Raw genomic sequence first — 17,941 nt, 5'->3', positions numbered from 1 at the left:
TTCCCAGATATGGTTTTTATGCAAACACAAACACCAAAAACATACTACACCCCAGAGGAATATTTACAACTAGAGGAGACATCAGAATCTAAAAATGAATATAGAGATGGAGAAATAGTTTCTATGCCTGGTGGTACGACTAATCACAATGAAATCGCAGGTAATTTTTATGCCAATTTTAAATTGACGATGCGGGGTAAAAATTACAAAATATACATGGGTGATGTCAAATTGTGGATACAGCGTTATCGGATTTACACCTATCCAGATGTGATGGTAATTTCGGGAAAACCAATATATGAAGGAAATGGCACTACTCAAGTGACAAATCCTTCAATTATTGTAGAAGTCTTGTCCAACTCGACCCAAAACTACGACAGAACCAATAAATTTAGATTTTATCGTTCCATTCCCGAACTACAAGAATATATAATGATTGACCAATATGAATATCTGGTTGAGCAGTTTAATAAAAATGCTAATGGTCAATGGGTATTAACTGAATACGAATCAGTGGATGCAATTTTATCGCTCCAGTCAATAGACTTTCAAATTTCCTTCAGCGATATTTATCAAGGAGTTAGTTTGGAAACAGAAGAATAATCATAATGCGTAGGCGAAGCCCATCATTCGCGTAGCGTCTCGCAGAGAAGATATCGCAGTAGCCTAAATTGTATCTGGATCGATATTTAACTCCCGCAGTTTTGCTGCTAAACGTTCTGCTTTTTGTTGTGCCTGTTGTGTTATTTCTTCAAGTGTTAATATTAGTTGAGCAGATGACCTCAGAAACAATTCATGTAAAATTATAAATCTTTCCTCAATATCTTACCTCTGCGTTCTCTGTGCCTCTGCGGTTAAAAATCTTTATTAACCACAGGAAAGAGCGATTTCCGGTACGCTACGCGATCGCCTCCTCGCCTTCCGCAATATTTTCATGCTACACTGTAGTCAATATCAAACCTCATCACAACTCCAACGAGATAGCAGAAATGAAGTAGTACCAAACACCTGTTGCACCAAAGCAACAAATGTCAACCAAGAATAAACACAAGTAGTTTGACAGGGTTACTTCACATAGTCATGTATTAAGAATATTGTCATCATTCGTATCTACATTTAACCGCTTGACAAGGATCTGCGGCTAAATCTTTTGTATCTAAACCCGTAAATGTTGTGAACACGCGGGTGGAATTTTGCGAATTGAGGTTTGAGAATAATGCAGAAAAAATCAATATTATTAGCTGAGAATTTAGCCTACGAACTCAGCTTGGATAGAACTTTGTTTCAAAAAATCCAGGTGAGTATTGAGGCGGGCGATCGCATTGCTTTAGTCGGTCGCAACGGGGTAGGAAAATCAACCCTCTTAAAGATACTCGCAAGCCAAATTAGCCCCAGCATCGGTTCTGTTTTGCGTAATGGTGTTGTCTACTATTTGCCACAAATCAGCACTATCAGACAACAAATTACAGCAGATACAGTACTTGAATTTTTAATTTCCATCTCAGATGAATGGTGGAATATTGAGGAGATTCTACAAACACAATTCCACACAATACTTGACTTATCTTTATCAATTACTAACTTGAGTGGTGGAGAACTTACAAAACTATTTCTGGCGATCGGATTATCTCAACAGCCTAACTTACTGTTGCTAGATGAGCCAACTAACCACATGGATTTGCAAGCCTTAGAAGGCTTAAGGCTATTTCTCCAAAATTTCACTGGCGCGTTTGTGATTGTCTCACATAAACCTTTCTTCTTAGACCAAGTGACAGATGTTACTTGGGAACTCACACCTGATGGTTTGAAAGTATATAGAGGCAACTTTTCTCAATATCGAGAACAGAAAGAAATAGAGTTAGAGGTGGCTATGCGATCGCACGAAGTCGCCAGAAAGGAACACAAACATACCCAAGCCACGGCTATACAAGAACAGCAACGCGCAGCCCAATCTAGCCGCAACGGTCGCGCCAAGTTTCTGAATGGTAGTATTGATAGAATGGCAGCAGGACTGATTAAAACCAAAGCTGAGGTGTCTACCGGAACTGCAAAAAAGAAACATGAGCTTGCAGTAGCCAAGGCTAATCAAAAGGTTGCAGAGACGAAAGTCAAAACTACGAAAGTTACAAGTATTCAGCTAGAAGAAAAAAATCAAAAATGCCGGAATCTAATTAATATCCAGGGTGCAAATCTTAGGATATCAGAACGTCTCTTGATTCAAAATATTCAACTGCATATCTCCTCTGGCGATCGCATATCCATTATCGGCGCAAACGGTTCTGGTAAATCGAGTCTGGTAAAAGCTATTTTGGGAATGGAAAACCAAACAGCAGTTTTGGAGTCAGGTAAGGTTTTGCTTGCACCAGCGATGAAAGCTGTATATCTCGATCAAACCTACGAATTGGTAAATCGACAATGCACAATTCTGGAAAATATGCAAGCTGCTAATCCTAATCTCAGCTATCAGCTTTTGCGTCAACAGTTAGGACACTTTCTCTTTAAATATGATGACGTTCAGAAAAACGCCTCTGTGCTGAGTGGGGGTGAGTTGGCAAGATTAGCGATCGCAATAATCAGTATCTCAGAAATCGATCTTCTCATCCTCGATGAGCCAACTAATAATCTAGATATTGAAACCGTTGAACAAATGCTAGTAAGTATAAATGACTATCAAGGTGCTATTTGGGTAATTTCCCACGATATCGATTTCCTCAGCCGGATTAACATTACTCAAAGTTTCAACTTGAGAGAGGAAGCTTTGCAAATGACAACCTATTTACCCAGTACACCAGAGAAATATTATCGAGAATTGCTGGAATGTCACAATATATGTTATTGCAGACCGGTGTAACTCTTCTTTGTATGCCTGTAAACTCTGCGAATTATTGAATTGGCATATTGTAACTCTAAATCTCTAACTCCCCAACAGAAGCCGTAAAGCATACAGGCAAGTTATAATTCTCTTGCGGATCAACGTAACAAAAATTTATGAGTAACCCACTAGTACAAGCCTTTTTCGTAGGCAGAGCAGTAGCCGAAGTAGTGAATGAGCGTTTAGAGGTCGCCTTGACCGATGCTTTGAGCGATCTGGGCAAATTTGATGCAGAAGCTAGAGAGCAGTTACGCCAGTTTACAGAAGAAGTCCTAGAGCGGGCAAATCGGTCAGCAGAATCAGCTAATTCTGGCCAAGCTACTACAGGTAGTGGACAAACCACTTCTGATTCAGGTGACTTGCAAGCAGATATTGATGAATTACGAGCAGAAATTGCCCTGTTACGAACAGAATTGCAACATTATCGCCGAACTTCTGCATAAATTTAGTTATTAGTTATTAGTCATTGGTCATTGGTCATTAGTCATTAGTCAAAAATTATGTACAAATGACAAATGACAAAGGACAAATGACAAATGACACTTAAGAAAAAACAGTTTAGGAATCAGAGTGTCTTTTCTTTCAAGTGATTCGGTTGCAAACCAACGGTACACAAAGGATATGGAACAAGGTTATTCAGAGAAGGCATACCGTTGGAATCGGGAAAAATACTCTAGCAGACGGCGTTTTGTGGACATTTGGTCTTTTGTCTTGACCTTATTGTTCAAACTTTGGCTATACAACAAATCTTGGAGTTATCCGGGTGGCGTGACTGAGGTAAAGCAAGCTGCAAGACGCAAAACCCAAGCAGTCTGGATTCGCAATACCCTGCTGGATTTAGGCCCAACCTTCATTAAAGTTGGGCAACTATTTTCTACCCGTGCTGATATCTTCCCTGGTGAATATGTAGAAGAACTAGCCAAATTACAAGACAAAGTACCGGCATTTAGCTATGAGCAAGTAGAAGCGACCATTGAGAAAGAATTAGGCAAAAAAATTCCTGAACTTTTCCATAATTTTGAACCGATTCCTTTAGCTGCTGCTAGCTTGGGGCAAGTACACAAAGCTGTGCTACATACTGGAGAATCGGTTGTTGTGAAAGTGCAACGCCCTGGATTAAAGAAATTATTTGAAATAGATTTACAAATTCTCAAGGGAATTACCCGCTACTTTCAAAACCATCCCAAATGGGGACGGGGAAGAGATTGGTTAGGTATTTACGAAGAATGTTGTCGCATTCTTTGGGAAGAAATTGATTATCTTAACGAAGGTCGTAACGCCGATACTTTTCGCCGGAACTTTCGCGGCTACGATTGGGTGAATGTCCCAAGAGTATACTGGCGTTATGCTAGTTCCAGAGTGCTGACTTTAGAATATCTCCCTGGAATTAAAATTAGCCAATACGAAGCTTTAGAAGCAGCTGGTTTGGATCGAAAGTTGATCGCTCGTCAAGGCGCTCAAGCCTACTTACTACAGTTACTCAATAGCGGCTTTTTCCACGCCGATCCTCACCCAGGGAATATTGCCATTAGTGCAAGTGGCGCTCTAATATTCTACGATTTCGGCATGATGGGGCGGATTAAATCCAATGTGCGCGAAGGACTGATGCAAACACTGTTTGGTATCGCTCAAAAAGATGGCGATCGCGTTGTCCAATCTCTGATCGATTTAGGCGCGATCGCCCCAACCGATGACATAGGCCCAGTCCGGCGTTCCGTCCAGTACATGCTGGATCATTTCATGGATAAGCCGTTTGAAAATCAGTCGGTGGCGGCAATCAGTGACGACCTTTATGAAATAGCTTATAATCAGCCATTTAGATTTCCAGCAACCTTCACTTTTGTGATGCGAGCCTTTTCTACTCTAGAAGGAGTAGGCAAAGGTTTAGATCCAGAGTTTAACTTTATGGAAGTTGCCAAACCTTATGCAATGCAGCTTATGACCGATATGAATGGTTCTGAGGGGAATACCTTTATTAATGAATTAAGTCGTCAAGCGGCTCAGGTAAGTAGTACTGCCTTTGGTCTACCACGTAGGTTAGAGGATACGCTAGAAAAGCTAGAACGGGGAGACATGCGCCTCCGCGTTCGGTCTATAGAAACTGAACGGCTATTGCGGCGCCAAAGCAGTATTCAGCTCTCAATGAGCTATGCTCTGTTAATTAGTGGTTTCACACTTTCAGCTACGATCTTAGTGGTTGGCAATCATGTATGGTGGGCACTGCTGCCTGGGTTAATTGCACTAGGGATTTCAGCGATCCTGATCAGACTAATTTTACGCCTTGACCGTTACGATCGTATGCATTAATTGTTGCAAAAAAAAATTTATGAAACTTAATTTCACGGGTTTTAGCGATCCGGGACTTATTCGTTCTAATAATCAAGATGCTTACTATGTCGACCCAGAAGGGCGATTTTTCATTGTCGCCGATGGAATGGGTGGTCATGCGGGAGGTGAGGAAGCAAGTCGCATAGCCACCGAAGAAATTCAGGCGTATTTGGTAGCAAATTGGGAATCTTCTAAATCTTCTCAAGAGTTGCTAGAGCAAGCTTTGTGGGGTGCAAATGAAGCTATTTTGCGGGATCAGCAAAATCATCCCGAACGTGCCGACATGGGTACAACAGTTGTAGCAGTGATTTTCCGCGCCCCAGAATCGCCTTGGTGCGCTCATGTTGGCGATTCGCGGCTGTATCGCTTCCGAGAGTCGCAATTAGAACAGGTGACAGAAGACCACACTTGGGTTGCACGAGCAATCAAAATCGGTGACATCACCTTTGATGAAGCGCGATCCCATCCTTTTCGTCATGTATTATCGCGCTGTTTAGGGCGTGAAGACTTGCATCAGGTTGATGTGCAACCACTAGATGTAAAACTTGGCGATCGCTTGCTGTTATGTAGTGATGGTCTCACAGAAGAACTCGTTGAACAGAAGATTGCTAGCTGCCTCCAAGACGCACCTTGGCTTGATAAAGCCGCCATCTCTCTAATTGAGGCTGCTAAGGAGCATGGAGGGCACGATAACATCACAGTTGTCATCGTCTCACTCGAATAAAAAATAGTCATTAGTCGATCCTCACTAACCTTAAACAAAGGCCAACTGACAAATGACAAATCTGGTAGATATACTCAGTAATTTGTTCAGTGCGAGCATTTTTAGTTTTTACAATTTGATACAAATATTTTTAGCCTCCAAAGTGACCTAATGAGGCTAAATTTGCATAAAATTGGTAAATTGACATCTTGCACGTAATAAGGTAGAGCGACTATAATTCACGCTTATTACCATTCATTCCCCAACCTCCTAAAAATTCCTAGCTTCCAAAGCTTCCTCCATATTGGGGGAGAAAGCATCTTAGTTTTTCTCAAACAGCGAAACTATCGGATTCGGGACAAAATCTGCTTATCTCCTCAAAAGAGACCTGTGCAAAGCAGAAAGGAGTAAGAGAGGTAATTATATCTACCTTCGTCCAAATCGAGCCTATTTTCCGGAATCTGGCTCGGCTGACTTGGGTGGTATATCAGTAGGATTAGGTGCAAGATATCATATCAAAAAAATCCACACTTCGGATGTGGGCAATCTTGTCAAACAATTGTTATCTTCCTTAATACAGAGGAACAAATGTTAGACAAATACAAGTCCAATTATTATCCCATTTGGACTTCTGCAAGCGATATCAACTTTACACGTTGTTTTTTCGGAGTTAACTATGAACCAACCCATGAAACTATCCTTGGAACAGCAATTCAGCATCTGCTCATTTGCCACTCAAGTACAGAATATGAGCCACGACCAAGCAAAAGACTTTTTGGTTAAGCTCTACGAGCAAATGGTAGTGCGCGAGGCCACTTATCAGGAGCTTCTTAAGCACCAGTGGGGCTTAGATTCCGGTTCCACTATGGCATAGAGTCGTTCTACTGTCGCAGTGGGCGACCTCCTTCTCTTGCTGGGTTCCAAGGAGGAAAAGAGCTGGGGATGTCGGGGCGTCAACTTCGATAAACAATTTTACAAGAGCGGCACAAAATTTCAATTCACAAAATCAACTAACAACTAGTAAAGTTTTCGATGGTAAGTCTGCTGGAGTCTAGACCTAACTTTAGCTTTGCAGGATAAACTTACTGTTCTATCTAGCCAAAGTCCTATATTGTCTCTTTCGTCTAGTTTGAGAGTTGCACCTGCGTAAATTACAATTTCCTGAAATGTAGTACACAAGAATATTTTAGAGAGAACTTTTAATCAGCCCTGATTTAGCAGCCTCGTTATTTCACTCTTTATACATATAACTAGAACTTACATCTTTATATATATTTTGTTTATAAAAGTTTACATTCTTTGAGTTACCACCTTTTGGTTACATGTAAGACATGTAACATTGAGAAATTATTCTTAGCTGGAAAGATCGTATGGAGAATCTGTATCAATGCTTTCTAGTTTTGCCAGAATTTGAGGCTTAATTTTTTCATACTCATTTTTCAATAAGCTTTTACTCATTTGCGGGTCGGCAGACGACATCAACGTATTGCTCATTGCAACCCACTCTTGCAGTCGTTGACGCTGGGCAGAAGCAACGCTGGAAAGTAAGATATGGGTACAGCGATTTGGTGTTTCTCGCGCAAAGAACAACAGACGGTAGTAACCTGTATGCTGTAGTAACCGGGCAATTTCTTGACCAAGACTGGTTTTGAGATCGAGGTAATAGGGCAACCATTTAGCACCATACTTGTGGTTGTAGATAACAGTAATCCATAGCAGCATGGGATGAGGAATAGAGATGAAAAGAAATTGGTTATAGCGGGTACAGAGTAAGCGCTTTTGAATTTCTTCTTGTGGTAACATCACCCACAGCGCAGGTAAAATCTCGCCATTGGTGTGAATGGACTGAGGAAACACAATATCGGCAATTGGTTTATTTTGGGGCCAGGAAATGGCACGAGCGATTTCATCGTTTGACAACGATACCCGCAAATCGGCTTTAGTCTTCTGTTCAAGCTCAGGACTAGCCGTCGTCGTAGCAGGAATTAAGGCGTGGCTATCTTGCTTAATTTTGCGGGCATACTCAGGCTTTTCTAGAGATGCTAGAACTTTGAGGATTTCGGTGATACTTTGGGGGCGATCGCGTGCTACCTTAGCGAGACAACTCATCACCAAATTTTCGATTTCTTTTGGTAATTCTAATCCGGGTACAGCCTCAGCAAAAGAACGGGGTTTTTGATAGTGATGTGTTTTATACCATGCTCCAAAAGAGTGAGTTGGTGCCACCAGTGGCATTTTGCCTGTGAGCATCTCAAACATCATCACGCCCAAACTATAAATATCAGCACGGTTGTCTAATTCTTTACCCTCCATCTGTTCGGGAGAAGAATAAGCCAATGTCCCCAAATAGAATTTTGTATGGTCCCCATCTGACTGTAATAACTTAGCAATACCAAAATCTAGAACCTTGACCAATTCTCCGAAACTGGGATCTTGAATCACCAGCATATTGCTTGGCTTGACATCCCGATGGATAATTGGGCAAATTGCGCCATCAACTGGGATGCCATCATGAGCGCACTGTAACCCCAGGCTGAGTTGACGCGCCATACTCAGGAATCTTGGTAAAGGCAGTCGTTGCTTGCGAATAATATTGTTTAGGCTTTGTCCTTGCAGGAATTCCATAACGTAGAACGGGGTATTATTGTCATCTACGCCATAGTCCATAACTCGGACAATATGGATGCTTTTTTGTCCTAGTAAGGCACAGGTTTTTGCTTCTCGCTCAAAGCGGTCTTGCAATCGCATCTTTTCATTTTGGATTGATAGAGCGAGAAATTTAACCGCAACAGGTACACCTCCCAACAAAGTATCTTTAGCACGATAAACCCGACCCATTGCTCCAGTACCGATTAACTCCTGGAGTTGGTAGCGTTTGCTGAGTAAGCGACCAATGTTGGGGTCTGACATAGAGAATTTGAATCCAAAAGCAGGTTGTAAGTGTTTGCGAGGAAAAGTGTATTCAAACTGATGTCTGAATTATTACGCCCAGAAATGACTTTCTAGATGAGTACCACAAGCTATAAATCGGAGTTAAAAAGCCAAAAATCTTATCATACAAGTAAGCTTTCTGGCTGGCGACTTAAAATCGTTGCTCTATTTACGCGGTGCTGTGCTAGCTTTTTTCAATCCTCTAAAGGAGGACTGAAACCATGCTCTGACAGTTTGCAAGCGAGACGGTTATTACAACTGGTGCAACATACCAGATCGAACAAACAGAAAGAGTAGATTTATAATGACGCTTGTACCATTTTGCACTTTAATTGTGGTGTAGTCTTAGTTTGCCCAATTTTGAGTAGATAGATAACTCTAGGATCTACCAAAAACCTTCATTAGGGACAGGAGTAGCCCTGTTATGGTGACAAATAGCCGGATAATAAAGCTATGCGATCGCAACCAGTAAAGTGGAGAGGGTTGGTAAATGCTGGGTGTAGCCCTTTAAATGTTGGTAATAATGTTGCTCAATAAATCTCTTTTTAAACTCTTACCTCTATGTTCTCAGCGTCTGGGGTGGTTAAATAATTACTTGTAAACTGCTTCAGACGCAGAGAACACAAGGAAAAAAAGATATTTTTGGAGCGATCTTGAAAGAGCTAGTCTTAAGGGAGTGCCACACTCACTACAGAGTTATGATAACTTGTTTCGTAGGTAGAGATAATTACAAATACTTATTGCGCGATCGGGTTTTTAACTTTGAGTTTCATTCTGTTACGTAAATATCTACTGTTGCGATCCAAGGTTGATACTAGTAATTGGAATTTTTTCGTTTTCTCTGAAGATTATAAGAAATATCAAAAACTGATTTATTGCCCATTATATAGTATTCAATTCGACGTTTGATAATATTGTTAAATCGAGAGATGAAATCATAAAAAAAGTAAGGATTTTTCATCATTTCTGTTAATGCCGTTAACCATTTTCCTTGCTTGATAGGCACTACAACTTGAAAGTAAGCTAAATTTTTATTAACAACCGCAAGATTATAAGACAAAGCACGTATTAAAGCTGGATTTTTTTTCACAGCTTCTTGTTGCATGAAAGAATTACTCGCTACACAGTATTGATTTAGACGTGACAATATGCTTTGACGGACAAGAGAAATAGAGCGTGAACGGTAGAAATAATAAGGTTTTGGCACAATAAAAAAACGAGCGCCATTGATTAGGCATTTCATATCGAACCAATAGTCCTCAGCTATGCTGACAGTTTCATCGTATATAATGCCGTGCTTAACTAAAAATTCTCGTTTGAATATAGGCTTGGTTAAACCAAGACTCGACCCTGCTTGTCCATAGACATTAGTTTTCACAAAATAAACGGGATCGATTTGGATAATTTTATCTATATGTTCTCCACTTTCTTGAATCAATGTACTCCAAGGAGATGTCGCACCATCTTGGATTAAATAAAGATCGTCAGCAATCATGTCTGCATTTGTTTCCTCTGCCAGCAACACAAGCTTTTCTAATCTTTCCGGCTCATACCAGTCATCTGAATCAAGAATAGCAATCCATTCTCCTTGGGCTGCTGTGAGGGCACGATTACGCGCAGCAGAAACCCCCAGGTTTTCTTGATTAACTATTACTTTGAGACGTTGGTCAGAAAAACTTTTAGCGACTTTTACAGTTTGATCGCTTGAACCATCATCGACCACGATCAGTTCAATATCATTGAGCGTTTGCTCTAAGGCTGACTCTATTGCCTTCGCAATATATGCTTCAGTATTGTAAGCAGGGATAATGACAGAGACTTTAGGATTCATAAAACTGAACTCCAGACTACACAGTTACGTAAAAATACTAGAATTCTGACGATAATTTAAAAACATCTCTTTCATACTATACAACTCAGGAGGTGAGTGAGAATAAACGATGACTCTTTAAGGTCAGGCATGAGACATTGATGATTGAGAAAAGCAGTGCGTTAAAAGTTACAGCAGTTTGCAAATAAGTGAGGTACAAAATGTATGACTCAAAATTCAGATATAAAGAATTCCTATCTACTCCCAAGGGGAGATGCTAAAAGCGATCTGCCTCCAACAATAACTGCCTCAAAATCCATAGCTTTGTACTTCATATAAAAGGAAACTTCTGTATTTTATCGAAAGGCTGCCAACCGAGACTCACAAAAGTCAGCCTGTAATGTTATTAGGCTGACTGACGTTCTAAGCTAACTTCCATTGTGTTAGTTAAAAAATGACCCGCTAAGATACCACTACTGAGATAATATCTATCTTCTGAAATCCGGTGTAGGGTTTCAAAGCCACTACGACGCTGACGATCGCCTAGTACCCAGTAACGCTGCACAATAGTATCTAAACCAATCCAGCCTTCACCTTCAACTTGTCCCCAAATATTATGTTGTAGTAAAAAAGTATACTGCCGCTCCCCCTCATGCAATCGTCCTTTGTATTGTAGAGAGATTTCCGAGCGATCGCTACCAGGAAATATCAGCTTAGTGGCCATAGTGAACCAGTTATCTCGATTCCAAGCTACCAAGGTCATACCCTTGACGCTGATTGGCATACCATTACGTTCCAGCCAATTTCCTTGCATTGCCCAGCGTCCTGGTTCCAATAAAAAAGTATGAGCCACTTATATATTCCCTGTCTCGATCGAGTGCCGCCAAGACTATAGTTATAGCAGTGCTGTTAGCGGTAGCGAGGCGTTTAGACCGTACTGAGTGAAGAATAAAGAAATTTTTTATTGTTCCTGTCGCATAACTCAGGACTGACTTTGGTGAATTTCCCCCAAAAGCACTTCTTTCGGTGCGCCAGTAGCAGTAGGTAAGTTGCCGGGAATGCCCAAATGCCGCCAGTAGGCTAAAACTGCAAAAGCGATCGCTTCTTTAAAATCTGCACTCAAACCAACTTCATCTGTAGTCAATACTGGGATTGATGCCAACAACAACTCTAATCGACGTTTCAAATAGAGATTGCGACTACCACCCCCACATAATAGTACGCGTTGTGGCATTTCCGGCAAAAAAGTACGGTAACTATGAACAATTGAAGCAGCTGTCAGTTCCGTCAGAGTTGCCAGTATGTCAGCAGCATTGAGTTGGTATGCTTCGGCATCTTTTAAACACTGATGCAGGTAAGCCACACCAAATAACTCTCGACCAGTAGATTTGGGCGGCGGTAGATGAAAATAGTCTTGGTGGAGCCATTGTTCTACTAAAGGATGACAAGGAGTACCACTTGCTGCCCAATTGCCATTTTCATCGTAAGTTTTAGCACCAGCGCTTAAATGCTCCACCGCCAGATCCAACAGACTATTTCCTGGGCCAGTATCCCAAGCACGAATTTTTGAAAGCCAGTCGCCATGCTGAGGTGGAATATAAGCTACATTACCAATGCCACCAATATTTTGAATACAACGCCCTTGTTCAGGATGACTGAGCAAATACGCATCTACTCTAGGCACGAGAGGCGCACCATGACCACCAATAGCGATATCAGCAACGCGGAAGTTGCTCACAGTTGTAATGCCGGTAAGATAGGCAATTAATTCGCCCCGCCCTAGTTGCAGACTATAACCCAAGCGAGTGCTAAGTTCTGAGTGAGAAGTGAGCATTTCTCTCCCCCTGCTCCCCTGCTCCCCTGCTCCTTCTTTAGGTGGTCGATGATAAACCGTCTGACCGTGGGAGCCAATGAGAGTGGCTGACTGATGACCAATTTGAATCTTTTGAGCGGCTTGGGCGAAGACTTGGGCGATCGCATCATCTATTTCTGCCAATTCTGCCATTGAGATGGCAGCGCCTGCACCAACTGCTAATATTCTTTCTCTGAGTTCGGCTGGATAAGGATATGTGAACCCAGCTAGCAACTCAAGTTTAAGATCCAATTCTGTACCGGAAATCTCTACCAACGCCGCGTCTATGCCATCTACAGATGTGCCACTAATTAAACCGATAACGCGAGTAGGGACAGCAACTTCTTCAGTCGGATGCATTGCTCAAGATTCTTTTGTTGATTGCAAGAGGTAGTTTAATTCATGCTACTACCGATGTCAAAAAAAACTAAGGTGGCATAGTTGACTGGAAAAAGACGAATTGTTAGGGAAGGGGTGAGAGGCAAGCGACAGCTACCTGTCAAAGAACGTAGTATTCCCTTGAATTAGAAAGAAGAATTACATTTGAAATCACAGTAATCCCAGTGTGATGTATTGTCAAAATTGATGTGGACGGTTGCTATACAGCAGTTTTATTTTGCATGAATTACAAAGCTAGAGGTTTGGAGGCAGGATATAGAAACTCTTTATTTCTGATGAGTTAACCCAGCATTTCGTACTTCATTTTCTTGCAAGCTACCGTAAAAAGATTGTGAAGCTAGTCATACAGCAAAATGCAGGTTATTTAATTACCTTAAAGAATAACTAAGATAATCTTGAGCGTCAGCTTTAAAAACTATTCAGCCAAGTGATAAGCACAGGCTTTAAAGAGATTGAATAGCATAATGCCTCATCTCTTCTTGACCTATAACCATAAAAATGTAAACTACCTGCAAATCATCAAATCGCACTTTTTATAAATAAAGCTTGTTTATAACTTAGCACTGATAACTTCGCACTCTCTACATAAAGCGATAGACATCACAGAAAATAGTATCAGTGATTCTCCTCTAAATCAAACGCAACGACTTACATTTTTATCTGCGTATAATCAAATTTAAAAATTAGTAATCCCTCTGATGTTGGAATCTATAAACACATCGCAAAATGAGGCTAAGAACACGAAAGATAAAAAACAAAAAGGATTGTACAATGAAAAGTCTTTTAATGAAATCTGCGATCGCTTCTGGTATTGTTTTGTCCTTAGCTACTCTTAGCCGTCCTGCAATGGCTGGATCTTTTGCGATATCAATAGAAAACGCAGGCGTACAAAATGCAAATTTATCAAATCTTGTTGATGCTCATATACAAACCTTTGATGCACAAGCACAAGGTTACAGTGCAACAGGCTTTCAATGGAAGGATGGAACAAAAAATATTGGTAGCTATAAAGATACTCTGATCGAGAATCCAGACCAGTATGGTGCTGCTGGGGGAACAGGCAAGTATTTTGATGTAGATACAAGTAGATCGGGTAACGATCAAAAGGTTTCCACCCTGAATTTGACAAGCCCACAAAGTTACTTTGGACTTTGGTGGTCTGCTGGAGATGCTAACAACGTACTTACATTTCTTTCACAAGGTCAGACTGTTTTTTCTATGACCACTGCTGATGTGGTCAATTATATCGCAGGGTTATCAAATAAAGCCAGCTACTACGGTAATCCTAATGCGGCATTCAAAAATCAGGATTCTGGAGAACCCTTTGCGTTCATCAACTTCTACGATGTTGGCGGAACTTTCGATCAAGTTCAATTCACCAATATTGGCGGAACTGGTTTTGAATCAGATAATCACACAGTTGCTGCTGGCTACAAGAGTATCACTGGTGATGTAGTTACAGCAGCAGTTCCTGAGTCTTCTTCTGTATTAGGAGTCTTTGTAATTGGTTTTGTGGGTGCTACTTCAGTTATGACTCGTCGAGTTAAGAAAAAATCAGTTTTGCAATTGTCATAAGTGTAGGGGCTTACATTAAGAGCCTTTTGCACTTCTGATGATAATTAAGGGAATGTCACTCTCAAGCGATCGCCACTTTAATAGCACTGCTTTAAAGCAATCTTATTAAAGATACTAATTGTAGCTCAGTAAGATTTGCCTGATTTTCTCTATGCCTTACTCCCAGGCTCCACTTCGCGTAGTCTGCCTATGGCAGGATTTCAGAAGTTACATCGAAAAGTCAATATTTAATACAAGTTAGGGCGAGTTTACTTAAGTAAACTCGCCCAATTGTTTTGCGATTTATTTTATGAGCAGTCACTTTACACCACTTAGACAATGCCCGAATTGACTTCTGCTTCAGCTTACAGGATTAACTTGAGATAGCGCCGATCCTAAAGCCCAGGTTTTAAGAATCGATATGATAGGAAAGTAGATAAAATTTAAAAAATATTTATCGAATGGTGCTTCAATCATCTGGCTTGTCCAAGGTCAAAGACTCATTAACACAAAAAATCTTCTTGGGTAATGAACCCAATGCGGAATTAATTGCAATTCTCACTGTTTACTTTGTCCAAGGAATTTTAGGGCTATCGCGTCTAGCCGTAAGCTTTTTCCTCAAAGATGAACTGCTGCTGAGTCCAGTCCAGGTGTCGGCGTTATTGGGAATTGTTTTCCTACCTTGGACGATCAAGCCGGTGTTTGGCTTTATCTCTGATGGCTTGCCTATATTTGGTTATCGTCGTCGTCCTTACTTGATTTTATCCGGGATATTGGGAACTGCTTCCTGGGTGAGTTTGGCCACAATAGTTAATACTAGCTGGGCAGCCACATTAGCGATCGCTCTTAGTTCTCTTAGTGTCGCCATGAGTGATGTGATAGTTGACTCGCTGGTTGTGGAACGTGCTAGAGGCGAATCGCAAGCAAAAGCTGGTTCACTACAATCTCTCTGCTGGGGTGCTTCTGCGATCGGAGGTTTAATAACAGCATACTTTAGCGGTCTGCTGCTCCAAGACTTTTCTACCCGTACTGTCTTTGGAATTACCGCCTTATTCCCTCTCATAGTTTCAGGGGTAGCTTGGTTAATTGCTGAGTCCCCCGTTAGCAAAGATGCTCAAGATAGTAATCACACCAACCCTTTACCAATCAAACATCAACTGGGGCAGCTACGCCAAGCCATTACCCAAAAAACAATTTGGCTACCAACAGCCTTTGTCTTCATCTGGCAAGCTACCCCAAATGCTGAATCAGCCTTTTTCTACTTCTCTACCAACGAACTCCACTTTGAACCAGAATTTTTGGGGCGGGTAAACTTGGTGACAAGTTTCGCTTCTTTAGCAGGTGTTTGGATTTTTCAACGTTTCCTCAAAAGCATCCCTTTTCGCGTAATTTTTGCTTGGAGTACTGTCCTTTCATCACTTTTAGGGATGACGACGCTGTTGTTAGTGACTCACACAAACAGACTCTTAGGTATAGATGACCACTGGTTTAGTTTGGGTGATAGTCTTATTCTCACTGTGATGGGTAAAATTACCTTTATGCCAGTGATGGTGCTAGCAGCAAGGCTTTGTCCCTCTGGTGTAGAAGCAACGTTATTTGCCTTGTTGATGTCGGTATTTAATTCAGCAGGAACAGTTTCTCAAGCATTGGGGGCATTACTCACCTATTGGCTGGGGATTACTGCAACGAACTTTGAGTCACTTTGGCTATTGGTGCTAATTACTAACCTCAGTACGCTGTTACCCCTACCATTTATCAACTGGCTACCTGCTGCTGAGGAACAAACTGAGACATCCATTGATGGGGAACAAGAGTTTTTGCCAAATTTGATGTCTGAGTTGGTAGTGAGAGAACCAGAGTCGAAAATAGTGGAATAGCGCAATCAATTAAAAGTCGAGTCAGTACGCTGCCTTCCCATTGCAACAAAGTTGCAAAAAATCTTTTTAGCGGCTACATATTTTCTTACAAGGTAACAATAAAAAACAAGGTATATGCAGAGTTTTAAAAATCAAGAAAGCCTAGTTGCAGAAAAATCCTACACTCGTGCAGATTGGCAAGGAGGATATCAATCTCTCACCCAAGAATTTGATTATTGGATTGATGATCTAGAAGGGCAAATTCCTACAGAGTTACAAGGTACGCTGTTTAGAAATGGCCCCGGGTTGCTGGATGTGAATGGTCAATATCTTCATCATCCGTTTGATGGGGATGGGATGATTAGCAAAATTACCTTTACTAATGGTCGGGCCCATTTTCGCAACCGCTTTGTCCGCACAACTGGGTATTTGGCAGAGCAAAAGGCGGGAAAAATTCTCTATCGCGGTACTTTTGGTACTCAAAAACCTGGCGGTTGGCTAGCTAATATCTTTGACTTCAAACTCAAAAATATCGCCAATACAAATGTTATCTATTGGGGTGGTAAACTCCTAGCACTATGGGAAGCTTCTGAAGCATATCGTCTCGATCCCTACACTCTTGAAACCTTGGGCAATGAGTATTTTAATGGTGCTTTGTCAGCAGGTGAAGCTTTCGCTGCTCATCCCCGCTTAGAAAATAATTGCGAGCAAGATGGGGGTAAACCTTGCCTGGTAAATTTCTCGATTAAGCCGGGATTATCTACCACAATTACTATTTTTGAGTTAAACCCAGCAGGTGAAATTGTCAGACAGCAGGCTCATCAGGTTCCTGGTTTTTGCTTCATTCACGATTTTGTCATTACTCCCAATTACTGTATCTTCTTTCAAAATCCTGTCACCTTTAACCCCATACCTTTCGCCTTGGGAATACGTGCGGCAGGAGAATGTATCAAATTTCAGCCAAATCAGCCAACTAAAATTTTAATTATTCCCCGCTTCCCCAAAGAAGGGCAAGAGGAGATAAAAACTCTGGAAACTCAGTCGGGTTTCGTCTTCCACCACGTCAATGCTTTTGAGGTAGGAGAGGAAGTTTTGATTGACTCCATTTGCTACCAATCTTTACCAGAAGTGGAACCCGAAAGCGATTTTCGACAAGTTGATTTTGAAGCATCTTCACCTGGACAACTCTGGCGATTTTATCTGAATCTAAAAGATGGGACAGTCCGAAGGGAATTAATCGATAGTCGCTGTTGTGAATTTCCCACCATCCATCCGGCGAATGTGGGACACCCTTATCGATATCTATATATAGGTGCGGCTCATGCAGAGAGTGGTAATGCTCCCTTACAAGCTTTGCTGAAAATTGATTTAGAGTCTGGAGAAAGACAATTTTGGAGTGCTGCACCTCGTGGTTTTGTCGGCGAACCGATTTTTGTCCCGCGTCCAGGTTCTGAAAAGGAAGATGATGGTTGGGTATTAGCTTTGGTTTATGATGCTGCCCATCACCGCTCAGATTTGGTAATTTTGGATGCTAGTGATTTTTCTAAAGGAACAATGGCACGACTACATCTCAAGCATCATATCCCTTATGGTTTGCATGGGAGCTTTACTTCTGAGGTTTTTGGGGAAATTTAAT

The 17,941-nt window shown here is 41.3% G+C and carries 14 protein-coding genes; 9 read left to right on the top strand and 5 right to left on the bottom strand.

Features of this window, described 5'->3' with window-relative positions; genetic code table 11:
• The first annotated feature begins 18 nt into the window (after nucleotides 1-18).
• Entirely contained in the window at nucleotides 19-603 is a 585-nt protein-coding gene (locus CDG77_RS09530) for a Uma2 family endonuclease (protein WP_094329151.1), read from the top strand.
• A gap of 63 nt (nucleotides 604-666) precedes the next feature.
• Here the strand turns inward: CDG77_RS09530 and CDG77_RS35295 are convergent, their stop codons facing one another.
• Complete coding sequence (locus CDG77_RS35295) at nucleotides 667-792, bottom strand: hypothetical protein (protein ID WP_442946414.1); 126 nt, start codon at nucleotides 790-792, stop codon at nucleotides 667-669.
• A 424-nt stretch (nucleotides 793-1,216) separates the two neighbouring features.
• Between CDG77_RS35295 and abc-f the strand changes: the two genes are divergently transcribed.
• The 5 genes from abc-f (at nucleotide 1,217) to CDG77_RS09505 (ending at nucleotide 6,777) form a co-directional block, all read left to right on the top strand.
• Nucleotides 1,217-2,851, top strand: a complete 1,635-nt coding sequence (abc-f, locus tag CDG77_RS09525; protein WP_094329150.1) for a ribosomal protection-like ABC-F family protein — start codon at nucleotides 1,217-1,219, stop codon at nucleotides 2,849-2,851.
• Nucleotides 2,852-2,988: 137 nt separating this feature from the next.
• Entirely contained in the window at nucleotides 2,989-3,315 is a 327-nt protein-coding gene (locus CDG77_RS09520; protein WP_094329149.1) for a DUF6825 family protein, read from the top strand.
• A 178-nt stretch (nucleotides 3,316-3,493) separates the two neighbouring features.
• The gene (locus tag CDG77_RS09515) at nucleotides 3,494-5,179 is read left to right on the top strand and encodes an ABC1 kinase family protein (RefSeq protein WP_094329148.1); all 1,686 of its coding nucleotides are present in this window, start codon (nucleotides 3,494-3,496) and stop codon (nucleotides 5,177-5,179) included.
• Nucleotides 5,180-5,198: 19 nt separating this feature from the next.
• Nucleotides 5,199-5,924: a Stp1/IreP family PP2C-type Ser/Thr phosphatase gene (locus tag CDG77_RS09510; protein ID WP_094329147.1), complete on the top strand. Its 726-nt coding sequence runs from the start codon at nucleotides 5,199-5,201 to the stop codon at nucleotides 5,922-5,924.
• Nucleotides 5,925-6,579: 655 nt separating this feature from the next.
• Nucleotides 6,580-6,777 carry an NblA/ycf18 family protein gene (locus tag CDG77_RS09505; RefSeq protein ID WP_041565841.1) on the top strand — a complete coding sequence of 66 codons (198 nt, stop codon included), beginning with the start codon at nucleotides 6,580-6,582 and terminating at the stop codon, nucleotides 6,775-6,777.
• A gap of 479 nt (nucleotides 6,778-7,256) precedes the next feature.
• Here the strand turns inward: CDG77_RS09505 and CDG77_RS09500 are convergent, their stop codons facing one another.
• The 4 genes from CDG77_RS09500 to CDG77_RS09485 form a co-directional block, all read right to left on the bottom strand.
• Nucleotides 7,257-8,813: a serine/threonine-protein kinase gene (locus CDG77_RS09500; protein ID WP_094329146.1), complete on the bottom strand. Its 1,557-nt coding sequence runs from the start codon at nucleotides 8,811-8,813 to the stop codon at nucleotides 7,257-7,259.
• Nucleotides 8,814-9,648: 835 nt separating this feature from the next.
• A complete protein-coding gene (locus CDG77_RS09495; protein WP_094329145.1) occupies nucleotides 9,649-10,665 on the bottom strand; it encodes a glycosyltransferase family 2 protein in 1,017 nt (338 codons plus the stop codon).
• A 385-nt stretch (nucleotides 10,666-11,050) separates the two neighbouring features.
• Nucleotides 11,051-11,497, bottom strand: a complete 447-nt coding sequence (locus tag CDG77_RS09490) for a hypothetical protein (protein ID WP_094329144.1) — start codon at nucleotides 11,495-11,497, stop codon at nucleotides 11,051-11,053.
• 129 nt (nucleotides 11,498-11,626) lie between these two features.
• Nucleotides 11,627-12,856, bottom strand: coding sequence for an anhydro-N-acetylmuramic acid kinase (locus CDG77_RS09485; protein ID WP_094329143.1), 1,230 nt, complete (start codon nucleotides 12,854-12,856; stop codon nucleotides 11,627-11,629).
• 810 nt (nucleotides 12,857-13,666) lie between these two features.
• On the opposite strand from CDG77_RS09485, the gene CDG77_RS09480 reads away from it, so the two are divergent.
• The 3 genes from CDG77_RS09480 (at nucleotide 13,667) to CDG77_RS09470 (ending at nucleotide 17,940) form a co-directional block, all read left to right on the top strand.
• Nucleotides 13,667-14,470, top strand: coding sequence for an Npun_F0296 family exosortase-dependent surface protein (locus CDG77_RS09480; protein ID WP_143856989.1), 804 nt, complete (start codon nucleotides 13,667-13,669; stop codon nucleotides 14,468-14,470).
• Nucleotides 14,471-14,910: 440 nt separating this feature from the next.
• Nucleotides 14,911-16,326, top strand: coding sequence for a folate/biopterin family MFS transporter (locus CDG77_RS09475; protein ID WP_094329141.1), 1,416 nt, complete (start codon nucleotides 14,911-14,913; stop codon nucleotides 16,324-16,326).
• A gap of 114 nt (nucleotides 16,327-16,440) precedes the next feature.
• Nucleotides 16,441-17,940 carry a carotenoid oxygenase family protein gene (locus CDG77_RS09470; protein ID WP_094329140.1) on the top strand — a complete coding sequence of 500 codons (1,500 nt, stop codon included), beginning with the start codon at nucleotides 16,441-16,443 and terminating at the stop codon, nucleotides 17,938-17,940.
• Nucleotide 17,941: the final 1 nt, after the last annotated feature.

Source organism: Nostoc sp. 'Peltigera membranacea cyanobiont' 213 (assembly GCF_002245975.1).
Classification (GTDB): Bacteria; Cyanobacteriota; Cyanobacteriia; order Cyanobacteriales; family Nostocaceae; genus Nostoc.
Note: the sequence above shows the minus strand (reverse complement) of the source record. Positions and strands in the feature narration are given on the sequence as shown.

Excerpts from the sequence above, each read along its gene's own strand:
- CDG77_RS09515 (WP_094329148.1), top strand. The coding sequence starts at position 3,494 with ATGGAACAAGGTTATTCAGAGAAGGCATACCGTTGGAATCGGGAAAAA.
- CDG77_RS09505 (WP_041565841.1), top strand. The coding sequence starts at position 6,580 with ATGAACCAACCCATGAAACTATCCTTGGAACAGCAATTCAGCATCTGC.
- CDG77_RS09530 (WP_094329151.1), top strand. The coding sequence starts at position 19 with ATGCAAACACAAACACCAAAAACATACTACACCCCAGAGGAATATTTA.
- CDG77_RS09480 (WP_143856989.1), top strand. The coding sequence starts at position 13,667 with ATGAAAAGTCTTTTAATGAAATCTGCGATCGCTTCTGGTATTGTTTTG.
- CDG77_RS09470 (WP_094329140.1), top strand. The coding sequence starts at position 16,441 with ATGCAGAGTTTTAAAAATCAAGAAAGCCTAGTTGCAGAAAAATCCTAC.
- CDG77_RS09520 (WP_094329149.1), top strand. The coding sequence starts at position 2,989 with ATGAGTAACCCACTAGTACAAGCCTTTTTCGTAGGCAGAGCAGTAGCC.
- CDG77_RS09485 (WP_094329143.1), bottom strand. The coding sequence starts at position 12,856 with ATGCATCCGACTGAAGAAGTTGCTGTCCCTACTCGCGTTATCGGTTTA.
- CDG77_RS09510 (WP_094329147.1), top strand. The coding sequence starts at position 5,199 with ATGAAACTTAATTTCACGGGTTTTAGCGATCCGGGACTTATTCGTTCT.
- CDG77_RS09475 (WP_094329141.1), top strand. The coding sequence starts at position 14,911 with ATGGTGCTTCAATCATCTGGCTTGTCCAAGGTCAAAGACTCATTAACA.
- CDG77_RS09500 (WP_094329146.1), bottom strand. The coding sequence starts at position 8,813 with ATGTCAGACCCCAACATTGGTCGCTTACTCAGCAAACGCTACCAACTC.
- abc-f (WP_094329150.1), top strand. The coding sequence starts at position 1,217 with ATGCAGAAAAAATCAATATTATTAGCTGAGAATTTAGCCTACGAACTC.
- CDG77_RS09495 (WP_094329145.1), bottom strand. The coding sequence starts at position 10,665 with ATGAATCCTAAAGTCTCTGTCATTATCCCTGCTTACAATACTGAAGCA.